The organism is Paenibacillus sp. FSL W7-1088 (genome assembly GCF_037969855.1).
GTDB lineage: Bacteria > Bacillota > Bacilli > Paenibacillales > Paenibacillaceae > Paenibacillus.
Map to the genome: position 1 here is coordinate 783,130 of NZ_CP150216.1, position 17,773 is coordinate 800,902.

At 47.6% G+C, this 17,773-nt stretch carries 14 protein-coding genes and 1 other annotated feature; of the genes, 8 read left to right on the forward strand and 6 right to left on the reverse strand.

What is annotated here, in order from left to right; genetic code table 11:
• The first annotated feature begins 82 nt into the window (after positions 1–82).
• On the forward strand, positions 83–1,399 hold the full coding sequence (locus MKY42_RS03675) for a stalk domain-containing protein (RefSeq protein WP_339848629.1): 1,317 nt from the start codon (positions 83–85) through the stop codon (positions 1,397–1,399).
• A 118-nt stretch (positions 1,400–1,517) separates the two neighbouring features.
• On the opposite strand, the gene MKY42_RS03680 is transcribed toward MKY42_RS03675, so the two are convergent.
• On the reverse strand, positions 1,518–2,072 hold the full coding sequence (locus tag MKY42_RS03680) for a hypothetical protein (RefSeq protein WP_339848632.1): 555 nt from the start codon (positions 2,070–2,072) through the stop codon (positions 1,518–1,520).
• A 203-nt stretch (positions 2,073–2,275) separates the two neighbouring features.
• On the opposite strand from MKY42_RS03680, the gene MKY42_RS03685 reads away from it, so the two are divergent.
• The 7 genes from MKY42_RS03685 (at position 2,276) to MKY42_RS03715 (ending at position 11,408) form a co-directional block, all read left to right on the forward strand.
• Positions 2,276–4,063, forward strand: coding sequence for a histidine kinase (locus MKY42_RS03685; RefSeq protein WP_090904310.1), 1,788 nt, complete (start codon positions 2,276–2,278; stop codon positions 4,061–4,063).
• Positions 4,038–5,591: a response regulator gene (locus tag MKY42_RS03690; protein ID WP_090904311.1), complete on the forward strand. Its 1,554-nt coding sequence runs from the start codon at positions 4,038–4,040 to the stop codon at positions 5,589–5,591. The genes MKY42_RS03685 and MKY42_RS03690 overlap by 26 nt, the downstream gene beginning before the upstream one ends.
• A gap of 221 nt (positions 5,592–5,812) precedes the next feature.
• Positions 5,813–7,096 carry a sugar ABC transporter substrate-binding protein gene (locus tag MKY42_RS03695; RefSeq protein ID WP_090904312.1) on the forward strand — a complete coding sequence of 428 codons (1,284 nt, stop codon included), beginning with the start codon at positions 5,813–5,815 and terminating at the stop codon, positions 7,094–7,096.
• A gap of 140 nt (positions 7,097–7,236) precedes the next feature.
• Positions 7,237–8,139: a sugar ABC transporter permease gene (locus tag MKY42_RS03700; protein ID WP_076292266.1), complete on the forward strand. Its 903-nt coding sequence runs from the start codon at positions 7,237–7,239 to the stop codon at positions 8,137–8,139.
• 2 nt (positions 8,140–8,141) lie between these two features.
• The gene (locus MKY42_RS03705; protein ID WP_024633028.1) at positions 8,142–8,981 is read left to right on the forward strand and encodes a carbohydrate ABC transporter permease; all 840 of its coding nucleotides are present in this window, start codon (positions 8,142–8,144) and stop codon (positions 8,979–8,981) included.
• A 174-nt stretch (positions 8,982–9,155) separates the two neighbouring features.
• Positions 9,156–10,280: a rhamnogalacturonan acetylesterase gene (locus tag MKY42_RS03710; RefSeq protein ID WP_339852691.1), complete on the forward strand. Its 1,125-nt coding sequence runs from the start codon at positions 9,156–9,158 to the stop codon at positions 10,278–10,280.
• A gap of 717 nt (positions 10,281–10,997) precedes the next feature.
• Complete coding sequence (locus MKY42_RS03715) at positions 10,998–11,408, forward strand: sensory rhodopsin transducer (RefSeq protein ID WP_339848640.1); 411 nt, start codon at positions 10,998–11,000, stop codon at positions 11,406–11,408.
• Positions 11,409–11,479: 71 nt separating this feature from the next.
• Here the strand turns inward: MKY42_RS03715 and MKY42_RS03720 are convergent, their stop codons facing one another.
• From MKY42_RS03720 to MKY42_RS03740, 5 genes are all read right to left on the reverse strand, one after another.
• On the reverse strand, positions 11,480–12,625 hold the full coding sequence (locus MKY42_RS03720; RefSeq protein WP_339848644.1) for a Ger(x)C family spore germination protein: 1,146 nt from the start codon (positions 12,623–12,625) through the stop codon (positions 11,480–11,482).
• 8 nt (positions 12,626–12,633) lie between these two features.
• The gene (locus MKY42_RS03725; protein WP_179261764.1) at positions 12,634–14,103 is read right to left on the reverse strand and encodes a spore germination protein; all 1,470 of its coding nucleotides are present in this window, start codon (positions 14,101–14,103) and stop codon (positions 12,634–12,636) included.
• The gene (locus tag MKY42_RS03730; RefSeq protein WP_339848649.1) at positions 14,084–15,190 is read right to left on the reverse strand and encodes an endospore germination permease; all 1,107 of its coding nucleotides are present in this window, start codon (positions 15,188–15,190) and stop codon (positions 14,084–14,086) included. The genes MKY42_RS03725 and MKY42_RS03730 overlap by 20 nt, the downstream gene beginning before the upstream one ends.
• Positions 15,191–15,259: 69 nt before the next feature.
• Entirely contained in the window at positions 15,260–16,252 is a 993-nt protein-coding gene (gene trpS, locus MKY42_RS03735) for a tryptophan--tRNA ligase (protein ID WP_339848652.1), read from the reverse strand.
• Between the two features lie 163 nt (positions 16,253–16,415).
• Positions 16,416–16,718: a binding site (T-box leader), on the reverse strand.
• A gap of 27 nt (positions 16,719–16,745) precedes the next feature.
• Positions 16,746–17,681, reverse strand: a complete 936-nt coding sequence (locus MKY42_RS03740; protein WP_339848654.1) for a DMT family transporter — start codon at positions 17,679–17,681, stop codon at positions 16,746–16,748.
• Positions 17,682–17,773: the final 92 nt, after the last annotated feature.

Here is a 17,773-nt window from a genome sequence, read left to right on the forward strand (position 1 = left end):
CGAACTTCTGTCATCGGAGTGAACAGTGTAAATGTAAGTATTTTTTTATTTTATAGATACAAGAAAAAGGAGTGTTCTAAGAATGAAGCGTAAACGCATATGGAGAAGTACCGCCGCGGGATTAACGGCAAGTATGCTGGCAGGCATGCTGATTTTGGCATCATCCGCACAGTCTGCTCATGCTGCGGATAGTAGTGCGTTACCGGCAGGAAGCGTAACATCATCATTGCCTGTACAGAAAGATGCGGTAGCGGTAACCAAGGAATTCCGCCTCGTCACATTGGGGGACTCCATCACCGTAGGGTATGAGCCGAACCTCAAAGAATTGCCATATGGTTATGTAGAACGGTTGCAGGAACAAGGTCTGCTTCACGGACGTACTCAGGTGGACAACTATGGTATTGCCGGATTGAAGAGCAGTGGATTGAAAAACTTTGTAGATGCGATCAAGGAAGGGAAAGCGCTCACTTCCGAGGCCATCCAACCAAGCCTGCCTGACCCAAGAGCGGCACAAGTTGGAGCCAATATTGCGGCCATCCGGGAGAGTGTAGCTGAAGCCAATCTGGTTGCCATCACAATCGGAGGGAACGATGTATCCGAGTTGCTCGGTTCAGCAGATAAGCTGAGTGACGCGGAACTGGAAGCCAAAGTGAAGGAATTGCTATCTTCTTATACAGCTAATGTTAGCGCAGTTATCAATGATATTCATGAGATTAATCCTAATACCAAAATTGTAATTGCAGACCAGTACCAACCTATGCCTGAAGTAGCTGGCAAAGCACTCTATGCGAAACTGATGGAAGCTTCCCAAGGGTTTACTGCGACCATTGATGGAATTGCGACTGAATTTGCTGCTAAAGGAATGGATGTAAAAGTGGCTCATGTCGCCAAAGAGTTTATTGGCGGTGAAGGCACGATGACTCACATGATTAAGGATCGCGACTTCCACCCGAACCAGTTCGGATATGAAGCGATTGCGAAAGTATTCGCAGAAACAATCTGGGGCGATTACACCAAGCTGACTGCTCCTGCTGCAGGCCAGCCGATGAATATTATTGTCAGCGGTAAAACGCTGGATACGCCGTACAAACCGATCATCCGCAATGGCAAAAACTTTGTGGCGATCCAGGATATCGTGAACGCTGTTGGCGCAACCACGGTATGGGATAATAAAACATCAACTGCAACGATTACATATGGGGATCGCAAGGTTGCCGTGAAGATTGGTGCAACGGCTGTTCAGGTGAATGGTGCATCCGTAGCCGTGGATACACCTGCATTCCTGAACAAGGTGGGCACAGAATCCAAAACGTATGTACCTCTCGCCATGGTCGCCGAGGGTCTTGGCTTTGATGTGCAGTATGTAGCCAAGTTAAAAACGGTATTTGTAAATCCATAAAATGTAATAAAGTTTATTAAATAAAGTTTGTGAACTTAAAAGGATTTAAGTAAAAATGCTAAAGCCTTCCTACTAATTAGGAAGGCTTTAGCATTTTTACTTGGGAGACTGAATGAAATTATAAAGTCATATTAGTTTTCCTCTTTTTGTAAAGATGGTGAATCCAAGTGAATATCCATTCTATAATATGATATAAAACTGAAATGGATAGAGCTGACCAGAAATCTTGGATATATACCCCTTCAAAGGTAGAGCCCAAAAAATAAATAATGATACCGTCGATTAATATTGTGACAGAATTTCTGGTATAAACTGAAACATGTCTTATTACACCATAGTTCAAGGCAGCAATGATAATAGGATGAATAAGCGTTTCAAATAATATAAATCCAATTAAAATAAATACAGAAAATATAATCCCATCACCAATCTGTTCAAAATATAACGAATTACTCATACCCCCAAAAGTATAAAAAAACAAACTATATAGTACTGTGAAAAAAGCAACAGGAACAATGATCAGTAGAGATAACAAAGGAATAAGCCAAAGTCTTACGTTTACTGGTGGGGGCGATTCTTTATCTTTGCGAGCTATAAACTTAATGATTTCATTTAGTGATAGGAAAAGAAAAAGTAGCAAAATAATGAGAATAAGTATATGGGTAGAATTCATATTTCCTCCTTTGGAATTATTAATATATAAATTACTATAATTTCCATTAAAATAAAACCTACCACCCTTCGGGAATAACCTAAAATGTTGCATAAATATGACTTGTCATCTGACCATGGATGTGTAAATATGAAAATAACTTACAGCAGATCGAAAACAGTATCGAATGGCAGCACCCTTCGCGAGCCAAAGGAGCGCTTTGGATGAGAAAAATTAAGAACGCTTTCACGACATTGCCGATTCATCACAAAACCATTCTTCTCATCGGATTACTGATGCTGATCAGCTTCACGTTCTATGTGTCTGTCCTGGGATATGTGTTCGGCATTTATGACCGACAGATCTATGAGAAGTCCTCACAGGTGCTGAATATGTCTTCGGTAGGCATCGAGAACCAGCTGCGTGAAATCTCTAATCTATCCTTTAAAGTCATGTCTGACGAGCCGCTCCAGCAATACCTTCTTCAGTTGGAAAAAGCCGAAACGGGATATGAGCAAAATGGCCTGCGCAAAAAAATTACCAACCGATTGGTCGCATATGCAGGTTCGGAGAAATACGTCTATTCCATGATCTTTATCGATAATGATAATAATATTATGGCAGCTGGAAACCGGGAGGGGATCTCGGAGTCGAAGCAGAGTGAATTAGTTGCACTGGCACAACAATATTCGGGCTCCAATGCCTGGTACACGGGCGGCGACCAACAAGCCAGACTACTGTCAGTTAGACAGGTGAAGTCTTTTACCGGTGGAGCGTTCACGCTGGAGAAGCTGGGAACTCTCGTTATTCGTGTACGACTGGATCGGATTGTGCAGGACCAGATGCAGCACCCGGCAGAGGATTCACAGCTATTAATTACAGATGGCCGGGAAGTAATCTACCCAACAGAGTCGACTGTCAGTAAATCTGAAATCGAGTCTGAACTGAAGCGCACTCAACCCTATGGGATAGCCATGTTTGAGCAGGGAAGGAATTTTGTCGCCCGTGCAAATTCTCCCTATACCGATTGGGTGTATCTGTATATGACGCCCTTTGACCAGATGTTTAAGCAGATCCAGTTTGTTAAACAGCTGGTAACCGTTATTTTTATCATGATATTTCTGGCGGCGCTTATATTTGGAGCCAAGTTTTCTCGCAGCATTACACAACCCATCGCCCAGTTGATCAAGAAAATGCGAAATATCGAAAAAGGCGATCTGGATAAGCTGGAGGAAGCAGCGCTGGGCAATGTCCCGATATCTTCACAAAATGAGGTTGGATTGCTGCACCGCACGTTCAAGATGATGTTACAGCGTATACGCGAGCTCATTGACGAGAATTATGCGAAGCAACTTGTGATACGAGAGACTGAATTGAAAGCGCTTCAGGCGCAGATTAATCCACATTTTCTATATAACACACTGGAATCAATCAACTGGCTTGCCAAAGTACAGAAGCAGCACCAAATCTCCGAAATGGTTGAGGCCCTCGGATTTCTGCTGCGAAGCTCAGTGAACATGTCCGAGAAGTGGATTACTTTGGAAAGGGAACTGGACATCGTCCGCAGTTATGTGACGATTCAGCACACGCGGTTCGAGGAAAGACTTGATTTTGACATGGACATTGCGCCCGAAGTGGGAACTGCCCGCATTCCGAAGTTAACCTTGCAGCCATTGGTAGAGAACGCCATTCATTATGCATTGGAGCCAAGCATAGAACCTTGCCGAATTCGGATTAGGGCGAGAGCGGATGGAGACCATGTTGTAATTGAGGTGGAGGACGACGGCCCGGGCATGACTGCCGAATTTTTGGAGCAATTGCAGGAGGGACGCATACAGACGAGGGGACAGGGGATCGGGCTGTCAAACATCAAGGAACGGATCAGGTTGACCTTCGGCGACGAAGGCGAAATGATCATGAGCAGCAATCCCGGATCAGGGACCGTAGTATCGATCAGAATACCTTGGATCAGAGAGGACGATGACGATGTACAAAGTGATGCTCGTAGATGATGAACGTGTCATTCTGGAGGGAATTTCGCAAGTCGTGGATTGGGCTGCGGCGGGGACGGAACTGGTGGATACGGCGAGAAACGGTATTGAAGCGCTGGATAAAATCGGTCAATCCAGACCGGATATTATTATTACGGATATTTCGATGCCAGGCCTTGATGGTCTTGGACTCATTGAAAAAGCATCCGAAGCTTACCCTGGACTCCGCTTCATCATGCTGTCTGGCTACAAAGAGTTCGAATACGCTCGCCGGGCCATGCAATATGGAGTAAAGCATTATCTACTCAAACCGTGTAACGAGAACCAGATTCACGATGCCTTGTCCGAGTTGCTTCAGGAACACCAGGATGCCCAGGTGAAGGAACATGTGGCCGGAGAGATGAAACAGCGGCTGCAGCGGGTGCTGCCACATGTGAAGGAGCAGTTCCTGCTGGAGTTTATGACGAACCAAACCTATGGTCCGGTCGATTTGGAATATTATCAGGAGCTGTTTGACCTGGAGCTGGAGGATAACGAAGTTCGGCTGCTGCTGTTCCGAATCGCAGATGAACATGATTATAGTCATTTATTTGCGATCAAAAATATTGCCAGTGATCTGCTGCCCCATGTTCTGTTAAGCACTACCATTGAAGGCAAACTGTTAATTCTGCTGGGGGACTCTGCCGATTCGGTCGGTCTGAAGAAGAGCATCGAGGAAGTGCGGGCTGCTTTCACCAGACTATATAAACTGGAAGTTACGGCTGCCCTCAGTGAAGCAGATCGAATGATCCAGTCCCGACGTCTGTTCCGTGAGGCACTGCAATGTCTGAACCACCGCTTTTTTATCGGTGAAGGCAAGCTGATTACCAAAAGTGATCTGGAGCTGGCCGGCGAATGCGACGGTGTACATGTTGAACAAGATGCAGAGCAGCTCTGCCAGTTGATTAAGTCAGGCAATACCGAAGAAGCTGCAGCTGAAGTGGATCGCTTGTTCGAGCTTTTGTCCGGTCAGCAGCTGGAAATTGGGATTACTCGTTCGTATGTGGTGCAGTTGTATTCCGCAATGATTCATGTCTGTCCTCCTGAGGAGGCGACGGAATTCACCCAGCGGATGGCAGAGCTGCCCCACATCGATACCTTGTCTGGCTTAAAATCCTTTGTTGCCAGCAGTGCAGCCCGGTTAACCTCCGGTTATTACAAAAACCATATTAGCCGTCAGTCTTCTGCCGTGGAGAAGATGATGGATATTGTGGATCGACACTATGGCGAGGCTGATCTCTCTCTTAACGGGGTTGCCCATCAGATGTTATATATGAATCCGGATTATCTCGGGAAGATTTTCAAAAAAGTGACGGGAGAAAACTTCTCCAATTATGTGAATCGTTTACGCATTGAGCGTGCTTGCGACCATATTCGCAGAGGCGGGGATGTGAAGGTTTTTGAGCTTGCCGAATTGTTTGGCTTCGGAGGGAATTCACAATATTTCAGTCAGGTGTTCAAAAAGTGGACCGGCATGACACCTACCGAATTTCGTAGAACTGGCTTATAACAATTGACTGACGAACATGGAGTTGATATATGAGGGGGACAAACAGCGCTGATAGAGGTGCAGTTGTCCTCCTCTGTTTTTTGAACCAACAAGACGGTTTTGTGTATTCAACTATGGTCCGACATTTGAGAAAATGACAATATAAAGTTCGTGAAAGCGTTATCAGAAAATAAAAGGTAACTCGTTCACACAACCATTTCAACATAAAAGGGGAGATTGGCATGGTGAAAAAGGCAATATTCCTGATGATGGCGGCATTGCTGGTATTAACAACGGCATGCAGCAGCAGCGGAGGATCGGGCGAAACATCTGCGGATGGTTCGGTAACACTTCGTATCGCATGGTGGGGATCGGATGCACGTCACGAATATACACAGAAGGTCATTGACTTGTACAAAGAGAAAAACCCGAACGTCAAAATTGACGTGGAATATGCTTCGTTCGATGACTACTGGAAAAAACTCGCTCCACAAGCTGCAGCGAATCAACTGCCAGACATTGTTCAGATGGATATTTCCTACATCAGCCAATATGCACAGAATGGACAGCTCGAAGATCTGTCCCCGTACCTCGGAAACCAGATTAAAGTGGACGATGTATCCGAGAACGTAATCAGCACAGGCGTTATCAACAGCAAACAATATGGGGTACCTGCTGGTGTTAACGTACTGGGTTTCCAGTATGATCCTGCTCTGCTCAAAAAAGCGGGTGTGGATGCTATTCCCGAAAACATGACTTGGGAATCGTATGAAGAGCTTGGCAAACAAACGGCTGCCAAAGGACTCTTTTTGGATGGGGGCGTAGCGCCGGATATCTTTTTCCACTATTTCCTGCGTACCAAAGGATTGTCCCTCTACAATGCTGAAGGAACCGGTCTTGGCTATGATGACGACAAACTATTCGTTGAGTTCTTCGGACTCATGCGCCGGATGATCGAGCAGGGCGCAGCGCCTTCACCGGATGTGGCGAACCAGACAAAAGGTATTATCGAGGAATCCGATCTGGTCAAGGAAAAAGGAATTGGCGTATGGCAATGGTCCAACCAGTTTGTGGCCTTGCAGCAGGTAGCCAACCGTCCGTTAGCGTTTGCACCAATGCCTGGTCCTGACATGGAAAAAGGACTTTATATGCAGCCAAGTATGTACTGGGCTGTAACATCGAACTCAAAAGTGAAGGAAGAAGCGGCCAAATTCATCGATTTCTGGGTGAATGACGTGGAAGCGAACAAACTGATCAAAGGCGAGCGCGGTGTGCCGATCTCCGGCAAAATCAAGGAAGCAATCGCTCCTGAGTTGAGTGATGCAACGAAACAGGTATTTGATTTCGTAGCGTCCATGGAGCCTAAGGCTTCACCAATGAGTCCACCACCACCGGTAGGTTCCCCGGAAGTCATTGCTTCTCTGGCGGACGTTGTGGAGGAACTGAACTTTGGTAAGGTGACACCGGAACAAGCAGCAGCGACATTCCGCAAAAATGCCGAGGCGGTTCTTGCCAACAATAAATAACAGTTGAATGATCGCTTGCTCATCCCATTACCGGGATGGACGGGAATAGGGCTACTCGCATAACGCGAGGGCCTTTCCCCGTCAGTAACTCGCAGCAAGGCTGCGGGAAGCAAGCAGATCAATAAAGGAGGTTCGTTCCGTTGAGGCAATATTCATCGTTGCGCAGAAACCTGACCGGGTATGCTTTTATTAGTCCTTTCATCATCGGTTTTCTGGGCTTTACGCTGATTCCGATGTTTGTATCCTTATACATGTCGTTTACGAGTTATAACCTGTTCACCTCTCCACGGTGGATAGGGCTGGACAACTACACCAAAATGTTCTTTGATGATCCGAAGTACTGGAATTCGGTTAAAGTAACGTTCTTGTATGTGTTTATTGGTGTCCCTCTAAGGCTGGTCTTCGCGCTTTTCGTAGCCATGATTCTGAATACGGGATCTCGTATGGTCGGAACGTATCGTACCTTGTACTACCTGCCGTCCATTATCGGTGGTAGTGTGGCCGTATCGATAATGTGGCGTAACCTTTTCAGTAATGAGGGTGTCATCAACAGTGCATTAACGGCAATCGGAATCGGGCCTATCAGCTGGTTTGGTGACCCGAATGCGTCTCTGGTTATGCTGATCTCGTTATCTGTTTGGCAGTTTGGATCTTCCATGCTTATTTTCCTCGCTGGTCTGAAAAATATCTCTCCCGAGATGTACGAAGCAGCAGGTGTGGATGGAGCCAACCCGGTACGTAAATTTTTTGGTATCACCTTACCGCTACTCAGTCCAATCATTCTGTTCAACCTGATTATGCAAACGATCGGTGCATTTATGACCTTTGTACCTGCATATATCATCTCTAAAGGCGAGGGCGGTCCAATGGACGGTACGATGCTTTACTCGCTTTATCTGTTCCGTCAGGCATTTATGTTTAACAACATGGGTTATGCTTCGGCCATGGCCTGGATCATGCTTATTATGATCGGTATACTCACAGTCGCGGTGTTCCTGACATCCAAGTTCTGGGTGTTTTATGAATCTGAAGGAGGGAAGTAACGATGGTTTGGAGAAATGTGAAATGGCCCATCTATCACCTGTTCGTTGCAGCTTTGGCCCTCCTGATGCTTTATCCCGTTCTATGGATGCTTTTCAGCTCATTCAAAGAAAGTCGTACCATTTTCGTAACTGCCGAGTCCTTGTTCCCTACGGAATGGATCTGGAGTAACTACGCGGATGGCTGGAAAGGCGCAGGCGGAAGACCGTTTATGGATTACATCACCAACTCGCTCGTTATTGTGGTCATCTCTACGATTGGTGCCGTGTTATCCTCATCGCTGATCGCCTTTGGATTTGCCAGACTCAATTTCAAAGGACGTAACTTTTGGTTCTCCCTGATGATGTTGACTCTGATGCTGCCGCATGACGTTGTACTCGTACCTCAATATATTATCTTCACGAAGCTTGGCTGGTTGAATACCATTCTGCCGATTGTTGTACCTACGTTCTTCGGGATGCCGTTTTTTATCTTCCTGATGGTTCAGTTCATTCGTACAATTCCGAAAGAGCTGGATGAGGCGGCTACCATTGATGGATGTAACAAGTTCAGACTGTATGTACAGATTATTATGCCGCTCATCAAGTCGTCACTCGCAACGGCTGCGATCTTCTCCTTCTACTGGAGATGGGAAGATTTGCTCGGACCAGTACTGTATCTGAACTCGCCGGATAAATATACGGTCTCCATGGCGCTGAAAATGTTCCTGGACAGTGAGTCTGCCTCCAACTGGGGAGCGATGTTCGCGATGTCCATTGTGAGTCTCGTACCGGTTGTAGCCGTGTTCTTTATTTTCCAGAAACAAATTGTACAGGGCATGAGCACCAGCGGACTGAAAGGATAAACGATAACCACTGGATTCAAACCTGGATTAGCATGTTGAATAAGGAGGTTGTTCCTATTGAATAAGGCCCAGGGTAGTCAGGCTGTTGTCTCTAAGGCAACGGCAGAGGGCGATAAAGAGGCCGTTACCCATTGGAAGTTCAATTTTGGACCGGACTCTGGCAGTGCAGGTGAGATTGAGGGTTATTTGAAAGTGTCTGCCAGCACTGCATATGAAGAACAGGGGGAATACGGTTTTGAATCCGGCTCCCTTGTGTATGAGAAACAACGGATAAGTGAAGACGAAGGAACGGATTCCAATAGGGCAAATAACGGCCAACAAGGGCAGGCCAATGTGTCTGCCCGATTGCGTTCAAGCTTCTGTATTCCGCTCAAGGCATCTTTTATCGTTGATGTACCCGATGGAACCTATCAGGTCTTGTTAATTGCAGGGGATGAATTGGCGGAGACGATCACCCGTGTTAAAGCCGGAGAGGGCAGACTGATGTTACCAACCATTCATACACTCCCTGGGCAATGTGCAGAGGTTCGATTCTCGGTTGTGGTTCGTGGCGGGAAGCTCCGACTATCCTTCTCCGGTCCCGCGCCACGGATTAATGCATTGGAGATCACGCTTGCCAATCAGACGATGACAGTATTTCTCGCTGGTGATTCTACCGTGACAGATCAGCCGGAAAGTGGATATCCATACTGCGGCTGGGGCCAGCTGTTACCCGCACAGTTCAAACATGATGTTGCTGTAGATAATCATGCCCAGTCTGGCCGCAGCTCCCGGAGCTTTATCAATGAAGGCAGATTGGATGCCATTCTGGAGAGGATTAAGCCGGAAGATTTTCTGTTTATTCAATTTGGACATAACGATGAGAAGCCGGGACCTGACCGGGGAACGGAACCTTTCACATCATATAAGGAATATTTGAAAAAGTATATCAATGCTGCCCGCGAAGCTAAGGCTCGTCCGGTGCTCATGACACCGGTGCATCGGCGCTACTTCGCTGATGACGGCACATTGACCGACACGCATGGCGATTATATCGTCGCCGTGCGTGAGCTGGCGGAGGAGGAAGGGGTGCCGCTGATCGATCTGGCTGAGCGAAGCCGCATACTGTTCGAGCAAGCGGGTATTGAAGGCAGCAAGGAGGATTTTATGTGGGTGCTTCCGGGTGAGTACGTGACCTTTCCTGCAGGCATGGAGGATAACACGCATTTTCAGGAGCGCGGTGCCCGTCGCCTCGCCATGCAGGTGGCGGAAGCCATCCGCGAGCTGCGACTGCAGCCGCTGCAAATGTACTTGAGGTGAGGGGCGAAGGAGGGCGGAATCGGAGCAGAGGGAGCGAAGCGTCCGCCTTTGGAGCGGGATTTCCCCTGCTGAGGGGGAAATGAGAAGAAATCCCGAGCCAACAGCGGCCCACCGCCCGATTCTCCCGCCGAAGCGTCTGCCTCGCGAGTTAGCCTTGCTTTTATTCAGCGAGTTAACGAAGTAACGAGCAAGGTTGCTTTTTAAGTTGCCCAGCGAGCATAGCGAAGGCAATAAGCCTTTAAAAAGCCAAGGCGAGCGTTGCAGCGGAGGAGGGCGGAATCGGAGCAGAGGGAGCGAAGCGTCCGCCTTTGGAGCGGGATTTCCCCTGCTGAGGGGGAATGAAAAAGAAATCCCGAACCAACAGCGGCCCACAGCCCGATCCGCCCGCCAGAGCGCAGCCCCGCGAGTTAGCCTTGCTTTTATTCAGCGAGTTAACGAAGTAACGAGCAAGGTTGCTTTTTAAGTTGCCCAGCGAGCATAGCGAAGGCAATAAGCCTTTAAAAAGCTATGGCGAGCGTTGCAGCGAAGGAGGGCGGAATCGGAGCAGAGGGAGCGAAGCGTCCGCCTTTGGAGCGGGATTTCCCCTGCTGAGGGGGAATGAAAAAGAAATCCCGAACCAACAGCGGCCCACAGCCCGATCCGCCCGCCAGAGCGCCAGCCCCGCGAGACTCCCGTGCGTTTAACTAATTATTGCATTAGCAAAGGAGGAATTATGTTATGGCACAGGATCAGACGAACACTTCAGCGCATAAAACATCTTCCACTGCGACAGGTCACACCTACTGGGTAATCCCCGATGGTTATATTCCACCGGACAGCTCGGGCTCACTGGAGAGCCACGAGAGCATCTGTGTATTGAATACAGGCGCAGTGGATGCAGAGCTGCAAATAACGATCTACTTTGAAGACAGAGAACCGCTTGAAGATATCTTGGCCGAGGTGCCTGCACGGAGAACAAAGCATATCCGGACAGCGTCGCTGAGATCAGGTGAACAACTTATCCCTCCAGGAGTACCCTATGCCATTACTGTCTCCAGCAATATTCCTGTTATCGTCCAGTATAGCCGTCTGGATACAACGCAGCCTGAACTGGCACTCATGAGTGTTATGGCGTTTCCACTGGGATAACATATGAAACACCAAATGAAAAGACGACCCGTAACCTTGCATGGCTGCAGGCTGCTGATCGTCTTTTTGTGTTACTCATCGTATTTATACGTACTCGCATTGAGGATTTTTACATGGACCTCGACCTTACCGAGTTTAAACCGCTCAAGTGGATTTGCCCGTTTATATACCTCTTGTCTCCACAGGGGGAGGTCATGGCGATAGAGATATTCCACAAAACCGTAGGAATCAATCTTGCGTGATTTGGTTTTCTCAAACGTATTGCGAATTTCGGACTCAATCTGTTTCTCCGCCTCTTTTTCCATAACTTGAGGAGAAAGGTGAGAGTTATGATCCTCGATGATGGCGCTTTTAACTGACGTAACCAGGTCGAATGTTACACCGTTTCCTTCTTTCCTCGCCTTAATCTTGGTCTTTGGGTTATTAAGCCTAAGTGTCAGTTCCGGCGTTTTGCTCCCGCTGCTGTATACGTACAACGGATATTGAAAGACGCGGTCATAATTCACGAAGCGTGTGCCATTAGCGTCTTTGCCCGTTACCCTGCCTTGATTTTTACCGTTTGTAATGACGTAAAACCCATCCATTTTAATGAGCGGAGGTGCTTTATCCCCGTTATACCAGGTCTCGTTCTGGTTGGTAACGGACGGCAAAAGAATAACGGAAGCAGGCTCCCGGAATCCGTCAAGGAGCTGATGAAGCCGGATAGGTTCATAACCGGAATGTTGCTTATACAGCTTCATCGGTTCAAACAGCTCGATGGTCTGGGCAGATTGGTTCAGCAGGGCAGAGGGAGCGAGTACATCTGTAATGTTACGCTCTGTACCGTAGAGCCATGGGGTATATCTCAGTTGGCCTGAATGCAACAGTGTATTGAAGACATCCTCCAGCCGTCCATTCAACACATTTTTGGATAAAACAATTGCTTTTACATGGGTCCACAGCGTTTGTTGCTGAGACGTTTGATACAGGTCATCAATAGCCATACTCAGCGTAGAACCCTTACCCCGCCCGATCCAGATATCACTTGCTTGCCTTGAAGTGGGTCCTTCCTGCTTGGCAATATTGGAGAAATCAATAAGTTGAGCATAAGCAACGTAATGGTTGTCTACATAATCTATCCCTACAGCCGTGATAAAGTTAATGCTCTGAACCTCTTTGGAATCCCAGCACCCGGTCAACAGGATAAAGCAGCTTATTAACAAGCTAACTTTAGCCATCCATCTTGTCACGAGCGTTTCCTCCGGCGAGTGGAATCCTGGGTATGGAGTACAGCTGGGCGCTTGGTCCGTTTCATGGATGGGGGCATGGATACGGCTCGGGTGAAGTCGCCGGGTATATAAGGAGAGACGGGTGACAGGTATGAGACACCATAACACTCCAAGGATACGAGGTGCACCAGCAGACCAAGCAGTCCAAGGATGAAACCGAATAACCCAAGGATGGAAGAAATGAGCAGCATCCCTATCCGGACTTGAGCCGTAGCCCCACTAAGCACGGTATTCACCAAAATATAGCTGGAGATCACCGAGATCGCCACCGTGACAATGATCGTGGGGGAAGTAATTCCTGCTCGAATAGCTGCATCTCCGATAATAAGCCCACCGACCACGCTGACGGTTTGTCCCAAGGCTCGTGGGAGCCTTCGGCCTGCTTCATTAAATAGCTCGAACATAAATATCATTAGAAATGCTTCCAGCGTTACTGGCATAGGTAGACCCACCCGGGTACCTGAAATGGTTGCGAGCAGAGGCAGGGGGATCTGTTCCACATTGAAACTGGTCAGGCCGATATAAAAGGCAGGAAAGAAGCAGGCAATCAGTAATCCGGAAATGCGCAAAATTCGCTCAAAAGTAACAATGAAAAAAGGGGTGCTCTCGTCTTCTGGCGACTTTAGCTGATTAAACAGAGTGGTTGGAGCGATAATGGCTACCGGTGAGCCTTCAATTAGAACAGCAAATCGCCCATTTAAAAGGGAGTCCACGACATAATCGGGTCGCTCCGTATTATCCGTGAGCGGAAATATGCTGCGGATTCCCCCCATAATTGCACGTTCCATAATGGAGGTACCGAGAAGACCATCGATTTCAATTTGGTCGAGATTTTGGCGTGCTTCTTTCAGAATATCCGGGTTAATGATGTCTTTGACATACAATAGACCAATGGAGGTCTGGGTACGGCCACCTTTAACATATTTCTCATAACACATGGAAGAGGTTTTCATTCGTTTGCGAACGAGGCCGATATTCACGGACAGCTCTTCAGTGAACCCATCTCGAGGCCCTTTAATCGAGGACTCGATCGCCGATTCCTCAGGAGTTCTTCCTGGTATACTCGCGATATCTAGACTGCAGGACTGATCACCATTTCCGAAAATGAGCAGTAATTGTCCGCTAAAAATCAACAGATTTAAATTTTCTGTATCTTTGAGATCATCCACCGGATTCAAGGTTAATCCCAATTCTTTGGGATGTGCTTCTTCTATGAACAGAGAATGCTGTTCCAGACGTGGGATAATAAACTGGTTGATTTGTTTGCCATCCACCAAACCGTCGCAGTAGATCATAATCACCGACATATCGGTTTCATCTTTGGCAGGAAAGGTCTGAATAACAACATCTGCGCAGGGATTGAACTGCTCTTCGAAAGAGGCAAGCAGTGTTTCATGGGACGTGGTGTCAATCGTTTGGTGCTCCATGATGTTTCCTCCTCTGATGGCGTGAACTGATGTATGCAACGGCTGTTGCAACTACCGCTAGTCCGCTCAGATACATGAGATTGAACGGGAATATGTATTGGACAAGCAGCTTTTCGAATGTCATATCATCCAGAGGATACAGCATGGAAAGAATAAATAAGACGACAAGAGTGGCACAACATATGATCCTTCTGGAGGCGCTCTTAATATTCCAAATTTCTACTACAATATACATGGCCAGACTAATCCGGGTAAAAGAACCGGCCAGCCACTGGTAGATGGAAAAGAAATCGGTCTGGGCAATATATTTGCCCAAGGAGGCAATTCGCCATTCTTCAAAGGCGGGATATCGCATTTTGGCAGCTTCAAAAGGATCGAATTCCACGATCGCCCCAATGAGCGGGCCAAGGGTCAGCCCAAGAATAATGAACGCGAGCATCAGGTATTGCCATACACGTATCCGCTTGGAGAGGTGGGGCTGCAAGTACCAGATGAACAGCAGCTCAAACATGCCTGAAAGGCTGTAGACTGTACCATGAAGCACAGGGTGCCAGCCATGTTCAAGCACAGGCAGCAGACGACTGTAATCTTTGTATTGTGAATTAACGATTGCGACATAGAAGCCAAGCAGCACAACCAGTGGCAGGATCAATCCTGCTGTAAATGCCAGAGAACGTATACCTTTATAGGCTGCATAGGCACAAAGAGTCATCAGGGCAATGCTTGTAACCAATACGGGTGTCTCCGTCAGGTAATTGGTTTTGGCCCAAGTGGTGGTATCATGCAGAGTGAAGTAGATTACGGACAGAAAAAAGAGGCTGTTTCCCACCCGAAACAGCATGCCAAGAGGCTTGCCAAGATGGGAAGTCAGCCATTCATGCAGGGTTTGGTGCTGGAGAAAACGAGAGACATACGCAAGCATCAGCGTGAATATAAGATAGGGCCCTGCAGACAACAGAACGGATATCCATGCATCTCTTTTGGCCGAAGACAAAAGAGCAGGGATGATCAGGACGTGGCTGATCAGGCCGACAGATAACATTATTAACATCATGGCTTGCAAAAAAGAAGGCTGTGTTGGTTTCATGCTGAGGGTACCTCTTTTCCCAATATACTGTTCTCAGCAGTGTTAACGTGAATAAGCCTTCTCATACTGTCAGTCGAAATAACGTATCCCCATCGCTTCTCGAACCTCAAGCATTGTCTCACGTGCAGCCTGACGGGCCTGACGTGTGCCTTCCACGAGGATTTCTTTCACTTCATGCCCACGTTGTTCATAGTAATTTCGCCGTTCACGGAAAGGAGAGAGCAGTTCGTTAATTGCATTGCCCGCCATCTTCTTGCAGTCCTTGCATCCAATGGTGCCGTCACTGCAGCTCGTATGAATCTCAGCGGCTTCATCCTTTCGAAACAGCTGGTGATAGGCAAACACCGGACAAATATCCGGATGCCCCGGGTCAGAACGATGAATGCGGGCAGGATCGGTTTTCGCTCTGGACAGCTTGGCATACACATCATCAGGATGAGCATTCAACGAAATGGCGTTGCCCATGCTTTTGCTCATTTTGCCCACGCCATCCAGTCCGCCCAGCCGTTCTCCGGTCAGAATACGTGGTTCAGGCAGAACGGGCGCATATAGTTCATTGAAACGCCGAACAAGTTTCCGCGCTGTTTCGATATGTGGGATCTGGTCTTCGCCTGCCGGAACAAGGGTTGCTTTGCAGAATGCAATATCCGCAGCCTGACTGACGGGATAACCGAGAAATCCGTAATAGAGATCCTTATAGCCACGGTCACGTGCTTCGTTTTTAATCGTGGGATTATGCCGAAGACTGTTCACCGTGATAAACATGGAGAAAATGACAGTCAGCTCGGCAATTTCCGGAATCATCGACTGGATGAACAGCGTGGATTTATGGGGATCGATCCCTACGGCAAGATAATCAAGTGTCACTTGATGTACGCTGTCTGCAATCAGCCCCGGTTGATCATAGTGGGTCGTGAGCGCCTGTACATCAGCCAGTAAAATATACGTTTTGTACTCATCCTGCAATTGCACCCGACTGCGCAGGCTGCCCACGTAATGGCCGAGATGAAGCTGTCCGGTTGTCCGGTCTCCGGTTAAAATAATGTCTTTGTTCTTGTTCATGGTTCATTCTCCTTTGATGTTGTGATTTGTCGATCCTTAATTGCTGACGCCACCAGCCGTCTTCCACGACCATCACCTCCTTTCAGCCTGCAACAGTTTTGGGTACATAAATTAAATCAAAAAAAGCCTCGTCCTTCATCCTGTTTCCCAGACGGGAACAGAACAGAAGGACGAAGCTTATACTTCGCGGTGCCACCTTAATTGGCCGCTGGTTGCGGCCCACTTGAGGGATACGGATGAATATATGCGGAAAGCCCACATATGCCTTATCGATATCCTGTCCATGGATAACGGCTGAACATGCCGCCTTGCCTACTGACGATCCGCGCTCCTGAGTTAGGTGGCAGAACGGGTTCAACTCGGAACTCCGAAGTCCATTTCCACATGACCGATACACCTGCTCACACCATCCGCCGGCTCTCTGAGGTATCTAATCCTGTGTACTTCTCTTCATCATTGTTGATAACGTCCGTTTACAATTTTTCACATTGTATCACGCTTGATCTGGTTTGACCAGCCCGCGTTTTCTTCCGCTCATATTGGTGCCAAGCACACCAGCGATGATCAGCAGGGCTCCAATAAAGTGGTATCCATGAACGGGTTCATGCAATATCCAGGCTCCGCCAGCGATCGAAATGAGTGTGGACAAATTACTGAATACACTCATTTTGGAAGCTTCCAGATGAGTCAGGGCATAACTCGCCAGCAGCGTGGAGAACATGGTGGAGAGGACGGCCAGATAGGCCAGTGCTCCCAGGTAAGATGCATCTCCGAGTGGCTTCACATAATCCATCATGGTTCCGCTCGATGCGTGACGAATCAGGGAAGCTGCGTTGAAGACGATAAATCCAACCATCAGGGTCACCCAGGTCAATTCCATCGGTTTATATTTCTGCGCCAAGGGTCTTGCCAATACACCATAACCTGCAAAACACACCGTGGAGAGCAGCAGTAAAGCAATACCTTTAAAATTGCCTGCTGACATCCCGTTCCCTTTCATCATAAAAATAAAGATTACACCCGCCACAGACAACAACAGGAACAGTTTTTGCGGTATGGATGTGCGTTCCTTTAGAAAGATAGAGGCCAACACAAGTGTGAATATGGGGGCCATCGCCTGGATAATCCCTGCTTCCGATGAGTTGGATGAGACTAACCCGAATGCCTGAAAGGCAAAGAACAAAACAGGAGAGAGCAGTCCTAACGGAATGATACGCCACAGATCTCGAAGGGTTAGCTTGATCTTGATCCATCCAAAAACGACAGGGATGCTGACTACGAGCAATGACAAAGCAAAACGATGGGCAAGTACATCAATGGGATGTGCGACACTCACCGTCATTTTGACAAATAAAAAGGATAAGCCAATAATGGCTGCGTATAAAACAGCTGCTACATATGCGTAAGTTCTAGTTTGGCTATTGTTCATAAGGTTTCCTCCAATGTGTGCGATCTGACCTTATTCAATATACTGCCAGACCAATAGTGGTACAATAGACAAAAACGATTACTGTACCGGTA